The following is a 17,766-nucleotide window of genomic DNA, read 5'->3' as shown; positions in this document are numbered from 1 at the left end:
TTAGCGTAATTTCATATCCATTAAAATGGCAAATGTTTGGTTAATATCTTCTTCGTTTACAACAATTGTCATTTCGTTTGTAGTAGAAATAATTTCTTGTAAAGAGATATCTGCCCAGGCTAATTGTTTTAAAATAAAGTAATAAATACCAGACTGCTCTATATTTTCTTTTGGTAGTTTTATAGTAATAGAAGCCAAATCTAACATACTATTTGTTAAAATTTCTTGTTCAAAAATTTCTTTAACAAAAGGTTCTAAATTTTTACTAGTCACAATATTTGTTTCAAAAATACCTTGAGAAACGGTTAAAAAATAGTCAGAATTTTCTGATGATTTTGTTAGAATTTTTGCGATTTCTCGCAATAAAGAAGGCGTATTTTTAAAAGTAAAATCACATAAATCTGATCGTACAATTACATCACCTAAATCTAAAGCTAACTTTTTAATGTTTTTTCTAATACGCAATTCACTTGCAGGAGAAAGTCTATTAATTGCCATCATTACAGCTCCCACTTTCACTTCTTTTTTTAATGCAGCAGAAACATCTGGTAAAATAATTCTTGCTAAAGAAGAAACGTTTATCAATTTTTCATTTAAAGCCTCTTCTATAAAAGGTGTTTTTCTAATGGTGCTTTCAACAACTTCTTGTATTGTTTTCATTACAATTGTTTAATATTTTATATCAATGTTCAAAATTAAACATTTAATCTAATTTATCTGTCAAATTTTGAAATTCTTTTTTAGGATTTTTATTCGCGTATAAAACATTGTAAACAGTATCTATAATAGGTGTATTTGCGCCGTTTTCTTCCTTCATCTTAAAGGCACTTTTGGTAGCATAATATCCCTCAGCAATCATACTCATCTCCATTTGTGCAGATTTAACGGTATATCCTTTACCAACCATGTTTCCAAATTGTCTATTTCTGCTAAAAAGAGAATATCCAGTAACTAATAAATCGCCCAAATAAGCAGAGTTATTAATGTTACGTTTCATTTTATGAACCTTTTTAATAAAGCGTTTCATTTCTCTAATTGCGTTGCTCATTAAAACTGCCTGAAAATTGTCTCCATAACCTAAACCGTGTGCAATACCTGCAGCCACAGCATAAATATTTTTTAACATGGCTGCATATTCTGTACCAATAATATCATCGGAAATCTTAGTTTTAATGTACCAGCTTTGAATAGATTTTTCTATAAACTTTGCCTTATTTTCATCTTTACAAGCAATTGTTAGATACGATAATCGCTCCATAGCAACTTCTTCTGCATGACAAGGTCCGGTGATAACACCAATATTTTCTATAGGTATGTTAAATTCTCTATTAAAATGTTCTCCTATAATTAAACCTGTTTCTGGCACAATCCCTTTAATTGCCGAAAAAATAATTTTACCCTCTAAAGAAGTATCTAATTTTTTTAATTCGCTCATTAAAAAAGCAGATGGAATTGCAAAAATAAGAACATCGTAATTATTAACGGTGTAATTAATATCACTAGACAAATCTAACTGACGTGCATACACATCTGCAGATTGCAAATAATTTGGGTTATGATCGTTTTCTTTAATATGCTCAATTGCTTGCTCACTCCTCATATACCAACCAATGGTATCAAGGTTTTCACTCAACATTTTTACAATGGCCGTAGCCCAACTACCTCCACCAAAAACCGCTATTTTTTTGTCCTCATTCATCTATTGATCATTTTATATATCAAAAGTAAGAAAATTAGTATCTAATGATGAATGCATTTGTGAATTATTATATTTGTGTATGCTAATACTAATTTTTTGAGTTCCTTAAAACGATTTTTTAAAGACACCATAATTTACGGAATTGCCGCTGTTTTACCACGTGCAATTAATATCTTTTTGGTTAAATTACATACCTCTACATTAGATGCAGAAAAATATGCAGTTAATACAGATTATTATGTTTATGCTGCCTATTTAAATGCACTACTAACTTTTGGAATGGAAACTGCTTTTTTTCGTTTTTTTTCTAAGGAAAAAGAGAAAGGAAAAGTAGTTTCTACATCCTTTATTAGTTTGTTAATTTCAACGCTAATTTTCTTTTTTTTAGCGTTATTTTTTAATAATGAAATTGCTACTTTCTTCGGATTTAAAAACCCTTTATTTTTTAAATTATTAGTTTATACAATTACGCTAGATACCCTAGTAGTTGTACCTTTTGCATATTTACGCGTTACAAACAAACCATTAAAATTTACAGCAATAAAAATGATAAACATTGGTGTTTTTACTATTTTAAATGTTTTCTTTTTGTGGTTTGTTCCTTATGCTATTAAAAACGGAATTTCATTACCAGAAACCATTGTAAATTACTATGGTAACTACCCAAAAGTAATTCACATTTTTGTTGCAGGAACTATAGCCAGTTTATCTACTTTTGGATTGCTTTTTCCATCTGTTTTTAAATTTAAATTCGAGTTTGATATTACACTTTTAAAAAAAATGCTAAAATATAGTTTTCCAATCATGGTTGGAAGCTTAGCTTTTGTAACCAATGAAAATATAGACAAACTTTTGTTAAGTGATATCTTGGGTGAAAAACAAATGGGAGTTTACGCAGCTTGTTACAAATTAGGTGTTTTTATGACCTTGTATATTATGGCATTCCGATTGGGTGCAGAACCATTTTTCTTTAATAATGCTGATAAAAAAAATGCCAAAGAAACCTATGCTAAAGTTTTAACTTGGTTTACCATTTTTGGGTCTTTTTTTATGCTTATTGTAGTTGTTTTTATAGATTTATTTGCACAAATTTTATTAGGAAAACCAGAATATTTTGAAGCACTTTCTATTGTGCCAATCATACTTTTAGCAAACTTATTTTTAGGCATTTATAATAATTTATCTATTTGGTATAAACTAACCGACAAAACAAAATACGGAATGTATTTCTCTATTGTGGGAGCCTTAATAACCATTATTTTTAACCTAATAATGATTCCTAAAATAGGCTTTATGGCTTCTGCTTGGGCAACGTTAATAGCATTTGGCACCATGATGGTGTTGTCTTATTTTGTTGGTAAAAAGCATTATCCAGTAAATTATAAATTAAAAAAAATAGGGTATTATTTAGTATTTTCAATTTTCTTTGAGTGGGTTTCTTTTATAGTATTTAGAGGGCAGTATTGGTTTTCTATAATAACTATTTTACTTTTCTTCGGATTGATTTATTACAATGAAAAAGAGGAAATTAAACAAATATTAAAACGATAGAAATGAATATAAAATCAATATATTTTCTAATTTTCATACTGGTTTTTAACGCTTGTAAGGTCAAAAAATCCGAAGTAAAAAAAGAGATTACAGTAACAAAAAGCACAGAAAAAATTTCTACAAAAGCAGTCAATGTTTCCATTTTACAAAAAACATTTGTTATTGATGGTTTAAACACTATTCCTCATAAAATTTGGTTGTATTTACCACCAAATTATAATACATCAACAGAAAAATACGATGTAATTTATATGCACGATGCTCAGAATTTGTTTGATAACAAAACTTCTTTTGTTGGCGAATGGTCTGTAGATGAAACGCTAAATGAACTTTATAAAAAAAAGGGTAAAAGCTTTATTGTTGTAGGGGTTGAAAATGGTGGAGAGAAAAGAATTGAAGAATATACACCTTGGAAAAACCTAAAATATGGTGGAGGAAAAGGAGCTATTTATGTCGATTTTTTAGTCAACGAACTAAAACCTTTTATTGATAAAAATTACAGAACCAAACCTGCTCCAGAAAACACCGCAATTATTGGTAGTTCTTTAGGTGGGTTAATCTCATTTTACGGCGGATTGAAACATCCTGAGGTTTTTGGTAAAATTGGTGCACTTTCTCCCTCTTTTTGGTTTTCTAATAAAGTAGTTAAATTTGCTGAAGAAAATGGGAATCAGAAAAATACAAAACTTTATTTATTAGCTGGTGATAAAGAAGAAGCTATTATGGTTACCGATACAGAAAATATGGCAGAACGCTTATTAGATCTTGGTTTTCCATCAGAAAACATGAAAACCAAAATTGCAACAAAAGGAAGACATACAGAGTCTTTTTGGAAAGCAGAATTTTTAGAAGTAATTACATTTTTATATAATTTATAACAACAATGAACGTACAAATAATTAATAAATCGAAACACGCAACCCCTAATTACGAAACAGAAGGTGCTGCAGGAATGGATTTAAGAGCAAATATTGAGGCATCTATAACATTAAAACCTTTAGAAAGAGCCATTGTAAAAACGGGCTTATTTATAGCATTACCAGTTGGTTTTGAAGCTCAAGTTAGACCAAGAAGTGGTTTGGCTGCTAAAAAAGGAATTACTGTTTTAAACGCTCCAGGAACAGTAGATGCAGATTACAGAGGAGAAATTGGTGTTATTTTAGTAAACCTATCTAATGAAGAATTTATTGTAAATGATGGCGAAAGAATAGCACAATTAATTATTGCAAAGCACGAACGTGTAAACTGGCAAGAAGTAACTGTTTTAAGTGAAACAGCACGTGGAGCTGGTGGATTTGGAAGTACAGGAGTTTAACAAAAATTAAAAAATAAAATTATGATTTTAGGAGTATGTGAATGGTTGAGTACAAAAACACAGTTTTCAGCAAAAAATATTAGAATATTATTTGTCTTATTAGTTTTATTTGGAGGTTTAGGTCTTGGAGCCTATTTAATTTTATGGTTGGTAAAAATTCTATCTAAAGAATAATATTTAAAATACTTAAAAAGGTAGTAATTTAAAATTATTACCTTTTATTTTAAAATTTCTATAAATTAGGATAAAAATACATTTAACACCTACCAACAATATTTTTTTAAGGATTAACAACATTTTTTATAACCAAATAATTAATAAAAAAGAGTTATAATTTTTAAAAAGAAAAAGAGTTTTTAAGTTTCTGTAAGTATTCTTTTCCAATAGGAATAAAATTTTCTTCTAAATCCTGAAGTGTATCCGTTGGTTGTAAAAAGAGTTGTCCTTTTCTAGTATTTAATCTTTCAATACAGTTTTTATTTACAATAAAACTTCTATGAACACGAATAAATTTTTTAGGTAACGTTTCTTCAAAATGTTTTAAAGATTTTGATGTTGAAAAACTTTTTCCGTTTGCATTAAAAATACTTGTATAATTTCTTTCCGCTTGTAAAAAAGAAATTTTATTATAATTTAAAAGATAGATATCTGCCCCTGTTTTTACCACAAGGTGTGTTTGTCTTTCTGTAAATGTTTTTTCAAAAAACAGTAATGAATTTTCTAATTCTACAGGTTGTATTGGTTTACTTAAAAAATAAGATACCTGATTATTAACAGCTTCTTTTGCATAATAATTATGCGTTGTTGTCATAATTATGATTGGCAAATCAGTAAAAAATTCTTTTAGTTTAGGAATAAGTGTAAAGGTATTTCTATCGTTAATTTCTACATCTAAAAAAATAAGATTCGGTTTTGTTTTAAGAATTAAAGAAAATCCATCTTCTAAATTTGTTGCAGTATCTACAAATTTATAATCTGAATGTTCATCTAAAGCTGATCTTAAATCATCTAAAGCTTCTTTTTTGTCTTGTATTATGATGTATGTGTATTTCATATAATGCTTTTATAGGGATACTTTCTAAAAAATAAACCTTTTACAAATTTATGAATAAAAAGTATGAATCAATAAACATTTGGGACAAACAAATATTTTTAAAGGATAAATAAATTATAACTCAATAAAATTTAAAACAAATAAATAGCTTTTTAATCAAATTTAATATTAAAAAAATAAAATATTAAAACTTTAAAACTTTATAAACCTGACTCATTTTTCTAACCTCTTTATATAATAAATCATACGCTAAAAAAGTATGAGAATGATACACAAACCCTAACTTTTTATAAAACTGAAAAGCTTGGGCTTGTTCATCCATGGCATCTAACCAGATTGTATTATAGCCTTTTTTAATTGCCTTTTTTGATAACCAAGCAACTAGTTTTTTTCCAATTCCGTTTCCTTGTGTTTTTTTATGAAGATAAATTCGGTGTAATTTTACTTGTTTTTCTTCGGATAAACCTTCTAGTTTTTCATTCCAAATAATTCTAAAATTACCCACAATTTCATCGTTAAATAACACAAAATAATACTCCGCATTTTCTTCAGATAATTCTTTTAAGATATGCGCTTTAGCGTATTGAGAATTTACATACCAATCTCCTTTATCTGTCCAAAAATGGCTGTAAGCTAAAGGATAAACCTCACACATTACATTATACAATAGCGTATAATCATCCGTTTTTATACTTTTTAAGGATAGTTGTTCTGTTAGGTAAATCATGCTACAAACCTATAAAAGTAATTACTGACTTGCAAAAGCGCGTATATATTGCACAATAAAAAATAGTTTGTTGTATTATACTTTTAGAAAACGCATAAAAAAAACTGCTATAGATTGATTACTTCTATAGCAGTTTAATAATAATAGTTAGAACTTTTAATATTTATTCTTGATTTTCAATAGCAATCTTAATTTTACCTTCAAGTTCTTCAGCTAATTCTGGATTGTCTTTAATTAAACCTTTAACAGCATCTCTACCCTGACCTAATTTTGTTTCTCCGTAACTAAACCAAGAACCACTTTTCTTAACAATACCTAACTCTACACCAATATCTAAAATTTCACCAACTTTAGAAATTCCTTGTCCGTACATAATATCAAATTCTGCAATTTGAAACGGCGGTGCTACTTTATTTTTAACAACTTTAACTTTAGTACTGTTACCAATAACTCTGTCTCCGTCTTTAATTTGTGTTCTTCTTCTAATATCTAAACGTACAGAAGCATAGAATTTTAATGCGTTACCACCCGTTGTAGTTTCTGGGTTACCAAACATTACACCAATTTTTTCACGTAATTGGTTAATAAATATAACAGTACATTTTGTTTTAGAAATTGTACCCGTTAATTTACGTAATGCTTGAGACATTAAACGAGCATGTAAACCCATTTTAGAATCTCCCATTTCTCCCTCAATTTCTGCTTTTGGCGTTAATGCTGCCACAGAATCAATAACAACAATATCTATTGCTCCAGAACGAATTAAGTTTTCTGCAATTTCTAATGCTTGCTCACCATGATCTGGTTGAGAAATAATTAAGTTATCTATATCTACTCCTAAATTTTCTGCGTAAAATTTATCAAATGCATGTTCTGCATCAATAAATGCTGCAATTCCTCCAGCTTTTTGAGCTTCTGCAATTGCATGCAACGTTAAAGTAGTTTTACCAGAAGATTCTGGTCCGTAAATTTCAATAACTCTTCCTCTTGGATAACCACCTACGCCTAAGGCTAAATCTAACCCTAAAGAACCAGATGAAATTGCATCTATGTCTTCGGTAACTACATCTCCTAATTTCATTACGGCTCCTTTACCATACGTCTTATCTAGCTTATCTAGAGTAAGTTGAAGTGCTTTTAGCTTTGCTGTTTTTTCTTTATCTGCCGCCATTAATCTTGCTTGTTTTATTTTTAAATAAGTGCCACAAGTTACAAAAAGAGTTTGTTTTTGTACACATCTTTTTTTGTATTTTTATAAAAAATTGAAAAAGATGAAAAAAGAAATTGTACAAAGTCTAACTAAAAATTTTGAAGACTATTCTCAAACTACTGAAAGTGGTATAGAGTTTTGGTTTGCAAGGGATTTGCAAATTCTATTAGGTTATTCAAAATGGGAAAATTTTATAAAAGTTATTAATAAGGCAAAGGTTTCTTGTGATATAACTGGAAATGATATTCTTGACCATTTTCCTGACGTCAGGAAAATGGTTGAAATTGGTTCTAATACCAAAAGAGAAATAGAAGATTTAATGCTTACAAGATATGCTTGTTATTTAATTGCACAAAATGGAGACCCAAGAAAAGAAAGTATTGCTTTTGCACAAAATTACTTTGCAATGCAAACAAGAAAGTTTGAGCTAATTGAACAAAGAATTAAAGATTGGGAACGATTACAGGCAAGACAAAAACTAACAATTTCAGAAAAGGATTTATCAGAATTAATTTACGAAAAAACAGGAAACGATAAAAATTTTGGATTAATAAGAAGTAAAGGAGACCAAGCTTTATTTGGAAGATCAACAAAAGATATGAAAGCTAAATTAAGAATTCCTAATAGTAAAGCATTGGCAGATTATTTACCAACTATCACTATAAAAGCAAAAGATTTTGCAACAGAAATAACGGTCTTTAATACTAAAGAAAAAGATTTAAGAAACGAAAGAAATATTTCTGCAGAACATATAACTAACAATAGATCTGTTAGAAAAATATTATTAGAAAGAGGTATTAAACCAGAAAACTTACCTGCAGAAGAAGATATAAAGAAATTAGAAAGAAGAGTTATTTCTGAATCTAAAAAACTAGGTAAAAACCCTGATAAATTAAAATAATTTAAATGAGTATTATTATACTAAAAAACGTAAACTCTCTTATTAAAATCGAAAAAGGAGAATTAATCAGTTATCAAAAAGACAATCAAGAATATATTCATCAAAAAGGAAATAAAGGTTGGCGTAATGCTGACGATGAAATGTTTCCGGTAATTGGTCCAACTGCTAAAAATAATTTTAGAGTGCATACCAAAAATGGTGATGCTATTTTAGATCAACATGGTTTGTTAAGAGAAATGGATTATTCTTTAATTTCTTCGGATGAAAGCAGTGCTAAATTCATCAAAAAATATAAAAATAATACAGCAATCATCAACAGTAAATTTCCTGTAAAGTCTACCGAAGAAAAACTTTTTTGGCCTTTCGATTTTACATTCGAAAAGAATTTTACCTTAAAAAACGATGTTTTACATATCCAATTTATCATCGAGTCAGAAAAAGGAATGCCTTTTATGTTAGGCTATCATCCTGCATTTTTATTATCTAATACAGGTAATGAAACCTTAATTTCTAACGATACAGAAATTACTTTGGCAGATGTTTATAAAGCGGGTTCAAATGCTTGTCCTGTTTTAAATGCTGATAAAATCACTTTAAAAAATATTAACAAAAACGACTTAGAAATTACTACAAAAAACTTTGATAATTTTATGTTGTGGACAGAAGTTGATAATATGCTTTGTATTGAACCAATTACACAATATACTTCTTACACAGACCAAAAATTCTCTGAAGAAAACATGCGTTTATCCGAAGGAAAAAATACTTTTTCTGTAACAATTAAAGTATTGTAGTTTCATTACAATATCTTAGTTATAAAATTTATAAATACTAAAATTTCATCCTAAACAAAATGATAAAATATTCTTTAATTCTTAGCGTACTCTTACTTTTTTCTTGCAAAAATAAACCGACAACTCCAACCAATGTAGTGTCAGAAAATAAAACGATACAAGAAAAAACAAAACCCATTTTAGAAAAAGAAACCATTACATTTCCGTCTAAAGATAGTTTGCCAATTACTGCAGATGTTTATAAAATTAAAGAAACACCTATTACTGTTTTATTATGCCATCAGGCGGGTTATAGTAGAGGAGAATATAAAGACACTGCTATAAAATTAAATAAATTAGGATATTCTGTAATGGCAATAGATCAACGTTCTGGCAACACTGTAAATACTATAGATAACCAAACAGCAATTGCTGCCAAAACAAAAGGTTTAGGGCTTACTTATTTAGATGCAAAGCAAGATATTGAAGCTGCAATAGATTACATATATCAACAAAACGGAGGCCAACAAATTTTGTTAGTTGGTAGTTCTTATTCTTCTTCTTTAGCGCTTTTAATGGGAGAAAATAATTCTAAAATTAAAGCAGTAGCAGCTTTTAGTCCTGGTGAATATTTTAAAGGTATCGATATCAATAAAGCAATAAGTACGTATACTAAACCTGTTTTTGTAACTTCTTCTAAAAGTGAAAGTGCCGGTGTAACTACTTTGGTTAATAAAATAAAACCTATTTATGTAACTCATTTTATACCAGAAGTAAAAGGTATTCACGGTTCTAAAGCATTGTGGAAAACTACGGAAGGTAATGAAACTTATTGGGCCGCTTTTAATGATTTTTTATCTTCTTTAAAAGCTCAATAAATTGATAGAAAATCATCGTCATTTTATAATAAACAAACCTTGGGGAATGATTTCTCAGTTTGTTAATCCCGCAAAGCGGAAGAAAAAATTATTAGGAGAATTACACGATTTTCCAGAAGGAACCATGGCTATTGGTCGTTTAGATGTTCCATCGGAAGGGTTACTATTATTAACAACTGATGGTAAAGTATCCGCAGAAATTAGATCTCATAAATACGAAAAAGAATATTACGTACAAGTTGATGGAGTTATTACCCAAAAAGAAATTGAGCAATTACAAACCGGAGTAGAAATTGGTTTTAATGGCAAAAAATACACCACAAAACCTGGTAAAGCTTTTATAATAGACGATCCTAAATTTCCACTTAGAAGTATGAAAATTAGGGATGAAAGACACGGACCAACAAGCTGGGTTTCTATTATTATTACAGAAGGTAAATTTAGACAAGTTAGAAAAATGACTGCTGCTGTAGGTTTACCAACTTTACGTTTAATTCGTGTTAGAATAGGAGAAATTACTTTGGGTAATCTAGAAATTTGTGGTGTAAAAGAAGTTGATACCCTAATGTAACATTCATCACAAAAAAAAAGTATTTATCTTTATATTTTTGCAAAATGAATAATTCTAACACCACTTTATATATAGTTGCGGCAGTAATCATTTTACACTTTTTAGTGGGTTTTGGTTATTTAATTTATAAGATGACAAAAAAGGGAGATAAATAATTATCTCCCTTTTTTTTGAATCAACAACCTAGACCCAAGGGTACGACGTATGCTTCCGAAACATGTTTTTTAATTTCGATACAATAATCTGGTAATTAAATCCTTGGCTATCGCCCTGCGATTAAAATTCGAATCCTAAATAGAGCTGCCATACTCTATTTTTTGGCTTGTCTTGGTCATAAACATCACTTTGACCTAAATGGTATCTTACACCTAAACTTACGCCTCCATCGCTCTTAAAACCGGTTCCTACATTTACACCCCAATCTAAATTACTAGGTTCAAATTCTTCTGATGTATCATATAGAATAAAACCTGCATCAAAGGTTTCTTTATGCGAAATTGAAAATCCTATTTGTGGTCCTGCTTCAATAAAAAAACTTTTTACAGGATATAATTTTAACATCAATGGTACATTTATATAATCTAACTTCTGTGTGTACGTTCCGTTATCATCTATAATTTTATAACCTTGTTTAGAATACAATATTTCTGGCTGAATAGAAAGGAATTTACCAATGTAAGATTCGCCATAAATACCTATGTGATAACCATGTAACTTACCTGTTTCTGAGCTTCCATCGAAACTAACTGAAGAGATATTATATCCTCCTTTAATACCTGCTGTAGCCCTATTTTTATCTTGTGCATTTACAGATAAAAGACCTGTAATTAATAATGCTATTGTTATATATAATGTTTTCATTTTAAATAGTTTTAAAGTTTATATTTATTGTTCTCGTATATAAGACAACTCAACTTTATTTTACCCTACCTTTATTTTTACTTTCCGCCATTGGCTTTTAAATCTGCCAAACATTGTGCGTCTAAAGTTGGTATTTGTCCGCCAGAAATCATTCTACCAATTCCTTGGCTAGTTTCTGCTGCCCAATACATTAAACAATCTTCTTCATCGCAATGTTTTGGGTGTTCTGTATCTTCATGATCACTTTGTAACTCGGTTCCTAAATTTGTTAACCCTAAAATATGGCCAAATTCGTGATGAATTACAGATGATTCTAATAAGCTTCTTTCTGGTTCAAAAGCACTGTTACTTAAACCGTGAATTGTTTCTTCGTAAATAACAAAAGAAGTGTTCCAATATGCAGAACCTAAAATTGCGCTAGAATTAGTATCACTAGAAGATTTACCATTGATAAATAATACCCAAACAGCAATTGTTGTATTAGAATTATAAGTAGTTCTGTTTGTTGTTTCTAAAGCTACTACTTCATCTAAAGTATATACTTCTTTGTTTGTAGCGGCTATTTCTTTAATACTAAATATTACTCCTTCTGGTTTGTTAGTTCTATTGGTAATAAAGTTTTTAAAATTGTTTATAGCTGCATCAGAAGGTTTAAAACCTTCTATATATGCAAGTTCTACAATCATTTTTTTAAAGGTATTTGCAGAAAGTAAATCGTTAGCAGAAGAACCTGTAGCTTGTCTATTAGTGGCTACATTAATGGTATTACCTGTTTCTCCATCTATTATACCTTCATTTTCTGACGAACAAGAAATAAGGATACTACACACTAAAATTACTCTTAAAAAAATATTTTTCATTTTACTTTTATTAAAAACTTTACAACTAAAATTGGGGGAATAATAGTTGTAAAGTTATCATCAACTAACTACAATCTACTACTACTTCTCCTTTTTAAATTTTCTTAAATGCTAAGGTTACAGAAGCATCTGTTTTGCTTTGTAATGTAATTAAGGTGTTACTAAAAGAGCTAATAACCCAATCATTACCTAAAGCACTAACTGCTGTATTACTTGCAAAATTAATATTTACAAAAGCTTCTGTTTCCGAACTTACCGTATACGTTCCTTCTACTTCTCCTAATGCTGCGTTTACCACATTTGTAGCCACAATTTTAAAATCGTTTGCAAATTCTATAGACCAATTTGCATAATCGTTTGCAGTATTTGCACCCGCTGTAATAAAAGTTTCTACTTTAAATTTTGTACCAGATAAAATAGCTTCAACATCTGCTGCTGTAGTTGCTGCATCATCTTTTTCTTCTTCAAATTGAATACATTCTGAAATAGCATTTTGAAATTCTGCATCACTTTTAATTGTTACAGCAGTTCCGTTACTTAAAGTTGCATTTATTGGATAATTTACGGCAAATAACTCATCAGATTGTAAATCTGTCATAAACGTATACAGTTGTTTTTCTGATTGTACAACCACACTTCCGGTTTGTTCTAAACTAATATCATAAGTTAACATGGTAACCGGAAAGTTAATATCTATACAAGAAATTGCACCTTTTCCTTGTGCTTCTGCATTTTCACACTCTTGCTGTAAAGCATCAAATTCTGCTTGATTATTTACTTTTACTTCTGTATAATTACTTGTTTTAACACTAATTGGAAAATTAAAAGATACATTATCAGTATCGTTATTAAATTGTCCCATAATATTTAAAACTAAAGAGAAATCTAATTTACTAATTAAAGTAATTTGTTGTCCGTTTACAGTTGCCGTTAATGGAAACAATAATTCGGTACACGCATTTCCGTCTAAAAAATCATCATCAGAACCATCATTCATTGCTGCTCTTTCGTAATTAGAAGCGGTTGGCGATGTAGATGAATTTGCATTTGGATTGGTACCTATTTCTTTACTTTCTTCAGATTGGCAAGAAGTAAATCCTAATATTACTGTAAAAGCAATTGCTGTAATTAATTTTAATGTTTTCATTTTAATAAATTTTATAATTAATGTTTCTTGTTTATATGAGTAAAACAACTTTGTTTTATTTTACCCTACCTTTTTTTTTAGAATGATTATTTTTTTGTCATTCTGTAAGTAAAACAACTAAACATTTATTTACCCTACCTTTGTTTTAATTTTTTTTTATTTTTATTATTTAAAACCCCTATATGACTAATAAATCTCTTTGCGACGAAATTTATTTTAATGAGTTTTACACTTCTCATATACAATCTGCAAGTAATTTTGCATACTATAAGTCTGGTGATAAAAATACGTCTTTAGATTTAGCACAAGAAGCATTTATAAAAATATGGGAACATTGCGCTAAAGTCGATTTTACGAAAGCAAAGTCTTACTTATTTACAGTTATTAACAATCTTTTTCTTAATAAAGTAAAGCATCAAAAGGTAGTTTTTGAATATGCAAAAAGTAGTCCTTATTTAGATGTAGATAACCAAAGTCCAGATTATTTATTAGAAGAAGAAGAATTTAAAAACAAGCTAAAAAATGCCATTTCAGGTTTAACAGTAGGCGAGAGGGAAGTTTTTCTGATGAATAGAATTGATGGCAAAAAATACCGAGAAATTGCAGAAATGTTAGAAATTTCTCAAAAAGCAGTAGAAAAAAGAATGTCATCAGCATTAAAAAAATTAAGAACTAACATAGACGGAATTTAATTTCAATTTAAGGTAGGGTAAACTACGTATTAGTTGTTACATATATAGAAGTACAAAAAATGGAAAACGAAAACGACATCTTAAAATGGCTAAACAGAGATACTTCTGATGAAGAATTGACGCGTTTAAAAGAAACAAAAGACTTTACTACTTTAGATAAAATTGCACATTATTCCACGCAAATAGAAACACCTAAAGTAGATGTAGAAAAAGCCCTTGCAGACTTAAAATTAAAGACAAAAAACACCACTAAAAAAGGCAAAGTTGTTTCCTTAAATTTTAAGAAATTCTATAAATATGCTGCTTCAATTGTTGTATTGTTAACAACTTCGTATTTTCTACTTTTTAATAATGATGCCAATTTTAAATCCCAATTTGCACAAACAAAAAGTTTTAATTTACCAGATAATTCTGAAGTAATTTTAAACGCAAACTCAGAAATTACCTATTCTAAAAAAGACTGGAAAAATAGTAGAAATTTAACCCTAGAAGGAGAAGCTTTTTTTAAGGTTCAGAAAGGAAAAAAGTTTACGGTAAATACCCAAATAGGAGCAGTAACCGTACTTGGAACACAGTTTAACGTAAAAGAAAGAACTAATTATTTTGAAGTAAAAACTTACGAAGGTTTGGTAAGTGTTGCTTATAAAGATACCCTTGTAAAACTACCAAAAGGTACTATTTTTAAAGTAATTAATGGTGTTATTGATACTAATAATACGTTTGATATTAGTGAGAAATCTTGGTTGCAAAAAGAGTCTAATTTTAAAAGTACTGCTTTGCGTTTTGTATTGCAAGAAATAGAAAATCAGTTTGATTATACGATTGAAACTAAAAACATCGATTTAGATATTTTATACTCTGGTGGTTTTACACATTCAGATATAAATGTAGCCTTAAAATCTATTACAATTCCGCTGCAATTGTCTTATAAAATTGATGGTAAAAAAATTACTATCTATACTTATGATCAATAAAATACGTCTTCTTTTATGTTGTTTTTTATTAATAACAAGTGTTGTTTTTACACAGAATTCTTCTGATAAAATTGCACTTTCTACCTTGTTATCAACATTAGAAAAAAGTTACGATATTAAGTTTTCTTATTCAGATGCTGATGTAAAAGACATTTTTATACCACAACCAAAACAAGGAATAACGATTGATGAATTATTATTATTTTTAAACAAAAAAACATTTTTACAGTTTAAAACTTTAGATAATAGATACGTAACGGTTTCATTTTTAAACAAAACCATTGCTATTTGCGGTACCGTTTTAGATGCCAAAACACTAGAACCTTTATTACTAACTTCTGTAAAAGTAAATGGCTATAAATTAGGAACAACAACCAATAATAACGGTGTTTTTCATTTAAAAAATGTGCCTGTAAATGCTACTTTAAATATTTCTTTTATCGGTTTTAAAACAAAAAAATTTTCCGCTAAAGAATTGTTTTTACCTAGTTGTAAACAATTGTTTTTAGAAGAAGCATCAGAGCAATTATCAGAAATTATAATGCCGCGTTTTTTAACTGCTGGTTTGCAAAAAAGTGCTGATGGAAGTACGGTTTTAAATACCGAAAAATTCGGAATTTTACCGGGTTTAATAGAACCTGATATTTTACAAACTATTAAAATTTTACCTGGTGTAGAAAGTGTAAACGAAAGTATTTCTAATATTAACGTTAGAGGTGGTACAAACGACCAAAATTTAATTCTTTGGGATGGAATAAAAATGTACCACGCTGGTCATTTTTTCGGGCTTATTTCTGCTTATAATCCGTATTTAACAAAGAAGGTTTCTGTTACTAAAAATGGTACAAGTAGTACTTTTTCAGACGGAGTTTCATCTACCATAAACATGGAAACTTCTAACAGAATTACCAATAAATTTTCTGGTGGCGCCGGTTTTAATTTATTAAGTGCAGATGCTTTTGTACAAGTACCTCTAAAAGAGAATTTAGAAGTACATATTTCTGCAAGAAGATCATTTACAGATGTTATTAACACACCAACGTATAACAATTATTTCTCTAGAAGTTTTCAAGATAATTCTATTTCATCAAATACTGTAAATAACACAGAATCAGATTTTTATTTCTACGATTATTCCTTTAAAGTTTTATATGATGTTAATTATAATCATGCCATAAAAACTAATTTTATCCACATTAAAAATAATTTAGATTATAAAGAACAATACACTTCTAATAATACACTTATTGAAGAAAATAGTGCTTTAAAACAAGAAAATGTAGGTGCAAAAATTAGTTGGGATGCAAATTGGAATGCCAAATTTTCTACTACATTATCTGCTTTTTATTCAGATTATAAAATAAATTCTTCAGACTTTAATAATGATACAGATCAGTTTCAAACGCAGTTTAATAATGTGTTAGAAACAGAAATAAAACTAAATTCTAAATACGAATTTTCTGATGTTTTATTTTTTACTAACGGATTGGTATTTAATGAAATAGGTATTAGAAATACCACCACTGTAAACGCACCCACTTTTTCTACTACAGAAAAAAAAGTGTTATTAAAAAGTGCTTTTTATTCTGAAATTGAATATCAAAAAAACAATACTTACGCTAGGTTTGGAGTACGTGCAAACTATTTTGATAAGTTTAATAAATTTGTAATTGAACCTAGAATTAACATCAGACAACAGTTAAATACTGCCTTTTCTTTAAAATTAGAAGGTGAATTAAAAAACCAAACAACGGCACAAAAAGTAGATTTTGAAGAAAATTTTTTAGGCATAGAAAAACGCAGATGGATTCTTTCTGACGATAAAAATATCCCTATTGTAAAAAGCAAACAAGTATCTTTTGGTACTGCGTATGCTAAAGATAAATTATACGTAGATATTACAAGTTTTTATAAAAAAGTAGACGGAATTACAGCAGCAAATCAAGGTTTTTACAACAACATACAAACCTTTAATTCTATTGGTAATTACGAGGTAAAAGGGATTGAATTTTTAGTGAATAAACAAACAGATAAAATTAGTACTTGGCTAAGTTACACCTACTCTAAAAACGAGTATTCTTTCGATATTTTTTCTCCAGAAACCTTTGCTAATAGTTTAGATATTTCTCACTCTGTAAGTGCTGCATTTAATTACAGTTTTACTAAAAAATTAAAAGTGTCTTTTGGTGGTGTTTTACGTTCTGGTAAACCGTATACAAAACCTGTTCTAGGAAATGAAACCATACAAAACGGAAATAGAACCATTGTAAATTACAACAATCCTAACCAAGAAAATTTAGCTAATTTCTTTAGATTAGATCTTTCTGGAAGCTATAAATTTGATTTTTCTGATGCGCTAAAAGCAACTATTCGTCTTGGTTTTACCAATATTACAGACAAACAAAATACAATAGATTCTTATTATGTTGTAGATGATAATAGCCAAAATAATGTAAGAAGAGTAGACAATTATTCACTGCCTTTTACACCTAATTTAAGTTTTAGAGTCCGTTTTTAAAAGAAAATAATTTATCTAAAATTTTATCACTTATA

19 protein-coding genes are annotated in these 17,766 nt (G+C 28.8%); 11 read left to right on the top strand and 8 right to left on the bottom strand.

Annotation, left to right across the window (positions count from 1 at the left end):
- On the bottom strand, positions 1–660 hold the full coding sequence (locus GQR92_RS11820) for a hypothetical protein (RefSeq protein ID WP_158839793.1): 660 nt from the start codon (positions 658–660) through the stop codon (positions 1–3).
- Positions 661–703: 43 nt separating this feature from the next.
- Positions 704–1,699 carry an NAD(P)H-dependent glycerol-3-phosphate dehydrogenase gene (locus tag GQR92_RS11815; protein ID WP_158839791.1) on the bottom strand — a complete coding sequence of 332 codons (996 nt, stop codon included), beginning with the start codon at positions 1,697–1,699 and terminating at the stop codon, positions 704–706.
- 96 nt (positions 1,700–1,795) lie between these two features.
- Here GQR92_RS11815 and GQR92_RS11810 point away from each other — a divergent pair, with 96 nt between their 5' ends.
- The 4 genes from GQR92_RS11810 to GQR92_RS11795 are packed head-to-tail and all read left to right on the top strand — an operon-like array spanning position 1,796 to position 4,739.
- On the top strand, positions 1,796–3,250 hold the full coding sequence (locus GQR92_RS11810; protein ID WP_158839789.1) for an MATE family efflux transporter: 1,455 nt from the start codon (positions 1,796–1,798) through the stop codon (positions 3,248–3,250).
- 2 nt (positions 3,251–3,252) lie between these two features.
- Positions 3,253–4,128, top strand: a complete 876-nt coding sequence (locus GQR92_RS11805; RefSeq protein ID WP_158839787.1) for an alpha/beta hydrolase — start codon at positions 3,253–3,255, stop codon at positions 4,126–4,128.
- Between the two features lie 5 nt (positions 4,129–4,133).
- Entirely contained in the window at positions 4,134–4,565 is a 432-nt protein-coding gene (dut, locus tag GQR92_RS11800; protein ID WP_158839785.1) for a dUTP diphosphatase, read from the top strand.
- A gap of 21 nt (positions 4,566–4,586) precedes the next feature.
- Positions 4,587–4,739, top strand: coding sequence for a PspC domain-containing protein (locus GQR92_RS11795; RefSeq protein WP_105049697.1), 153 nt, complete (start codon positions 4,587–4,589; stop codon positions 4,737–4,739).
- A 163-nt stretch (positions 4,740–4,902) separates the two neighbouring features.
- On the opposite strand, the gene GQR92_RS11790 is transcribed toward GQR92_RS11795, so the two are convergent.
- The 3 genes from GQR92_RS11790 to recA all read right to left on the bottom strand — a co-directional run bounded on the left by GQR92_RS11790 (position 4,903) and on the right by recA (position 7,517).
- Positions 4,903–5,619, bottom strand: a complete 717-nt coding sequence (locus GQR92_RS11790) for a LytR/AlgR family response regulator transcription factor (protein WP_158839783.1) — start codon at positions 5,617–5,619, stop codon at positions 4,903–4,905.
- Positions 5,620–5,803: 184 nt separating this feature from the next.
- The gene (locus tag GQR92_RS11785) at positions 5,804–6,346 is read right to left on the bottom strand and encodes a GNAT family N-acetyltransferase (RefSeq protein WP_158839781.1); all 543 of its coding nucleotides are present in this window, start codon (positions 6,344–6,346) and stop codon (positions 5,804–5,806) included.
- Between the two features lie 163 nt (positions 6,347–6,509).
- Positions 6,510–7,517, bottom strand: coding sequence for a recombinase RecA (gene recA / locus GQR92_RS11780; RefSeq protein WP_158839779.1), 1,008 nt, complete (start codon positions 7,515–7,517; stop codon positions 6,510–6,512).
- Between the two features lie 100 nt (positions 7,518–7,617).
- On the opposite strand from recA, the gene dinD reads away from it, so the two are divergent.
- The 4 genes from dinD to GQR92_RS11760 are packed head-to-tail and all read left to right on the top strand — an operon-like array spanning position 7,618 to position 10,679.
- Entirely contained in the window at positions 7,618–8,457 is an 840-nt protein-coding gene (gene dinD / locus GQR92_RS11775; protein ID WP_158839777.1) for a DNA damage-inducible protein D, read from the top strand.
- 5 nt (positions 8,458–8,462) lie between these two features.
- Positions 8,463–9,251 carry an aldose 1-epimerase gene (locus GQR92_RS11770; RefSeq protein ID WP_158839775.1) on the top strand — a complete coding sequence of 263 codons (789 nt, stop codon included), beginning with the start codon at positions 8,463–8,465 and terminating at the stop codon, positions 9,249–9,251.
- A gap of 59 nt (positions 9,252–9,310) precedes the next feature.
- Positions 9,311–10,108: an alpha/beta hydrolase gene (locus GQR92_RS11765; RefSeq protein ID WP_158839773.1), complete on the top strand. Its 798-nt coding sequence runs from the start codon at positions 9,311–9,313 to the stop codon at positions 10,106–10,108.
- A 4-nt stretch (positions 10,109–10,112) separates the two neighbouring features.
- The gene (locus GQR92_RS11760) at positions 10,113–10,679 is read left to right on the top strand and encodes a pseudouridine synthase (RefSeq protein WP_302849611.1); all 567 of its coding nucleotides are present in this window, start codon (positions 10,113–10,115) and stop codon (positions 10,677–10,679) included.
- 276 nt (positions 10,680–10,955) lie between these two features.
- Here the strand turns inward: GQR92_RS11760 and GQR92_RS11755 are convergent, their stop codons facing one another.
- From GQR92_RS11755 to GQR92_RS11745, 3 genes are all read right to left on the bottom strand, one after another.
- Positions 10,956–11,540, bottom strand: coding sequence for a porin family protein (locus GQR92_RS11755; protein WP_158839771.1), 585 nt, complete (start codon positions 11,538–11,540; stop codon positions 10,956–10,958).
- A 77-nt stretch (positions 11,541–11,617) separates the two neighbouring features.
- Positions 11,618–12,400: a membrane metalloprotease gene (locus GQR92_RS11750; RefSeq protein ID WP_158839769.1), complete on the bottom strand. Its 783-nt coding sequence runs from the start codon at positions 12,398–12,400 to the stop codon at positions 11,618–11,620.
- 94 nt (positions 12,401–12,494) lie between these two features.
- A complete protein-coding gene (locus tag GQR92_RS11745; RefSeq protein WP_158839767.1) occupies positions 12,495–13,547 on the bottom strand; it encodes a hypothetical protein in 1,053 nt (350 codons plus the stop codon).
- 182 nt (positions 13,548–13,729) lie between these two features.
- Between GQR92_RS11745 and GQR92_RS11740 the strand changes: the two genes are divergently transcribed.
- Genes GQR92_RS11740 through GQR92_RS11730 form a run of 3 tightly spaced genes read left to right on the top strand, consistent with a single transcriptional unit; the run spans position 13,730 to position 17,731 of the window.
- Positions 13,730–14,239, top strand: a complete 510-nt coding sequence (locus GQR92_RS11740) for an RNA polymerase sigma factor (protein ID WP_158839765.1) — start codon at positions 13,730–13,732, stop codon at positions 14,237–14,239.
- Between the two features lie 59 nt (positions 14,240–14,298).
- Positions 14,299–15,213 (top strand): FecR family protein, encoded by a 915-nt coding sequence (locus tag GQR92_RS11735; RefSeq protein WP_158839763.1) that lies wholly within the window; start codon positions 14,299–14,301, stop codon positions 15,211–15,213.
- Positions 15,203–17,731, top strand: a complete 2,529-nt coding sequence (locus tag GQR92_RS11730) for a TonB-dependent receptor (RefSeq protein WP_233269844.1) — start codon at positions 15,203–15,205, stop codon at positions 17,729–17,731. Before GQR92_RS11735 ends, GQR92_RS11730 begins: the two co-directional genes overlap by 11 nt.
- The last annotated feature ends 35 nt before the right edge of the window (positions 17,732–17,766 follow it).

Source organism: Polaribacter sp. L3A8 (genome assembly GCF_009796785.1).
Lineage (GTDB): Bacteria > Bacteroidota > Bacteroidia > Flavobacteriales > Flavobacteriaceae > Polaribacter.
The sequence above is the reverse complement of the archived record's forward strand: the minus strand, read 5'-3'. Positions and strand labels throughout refer to the sequence as shown.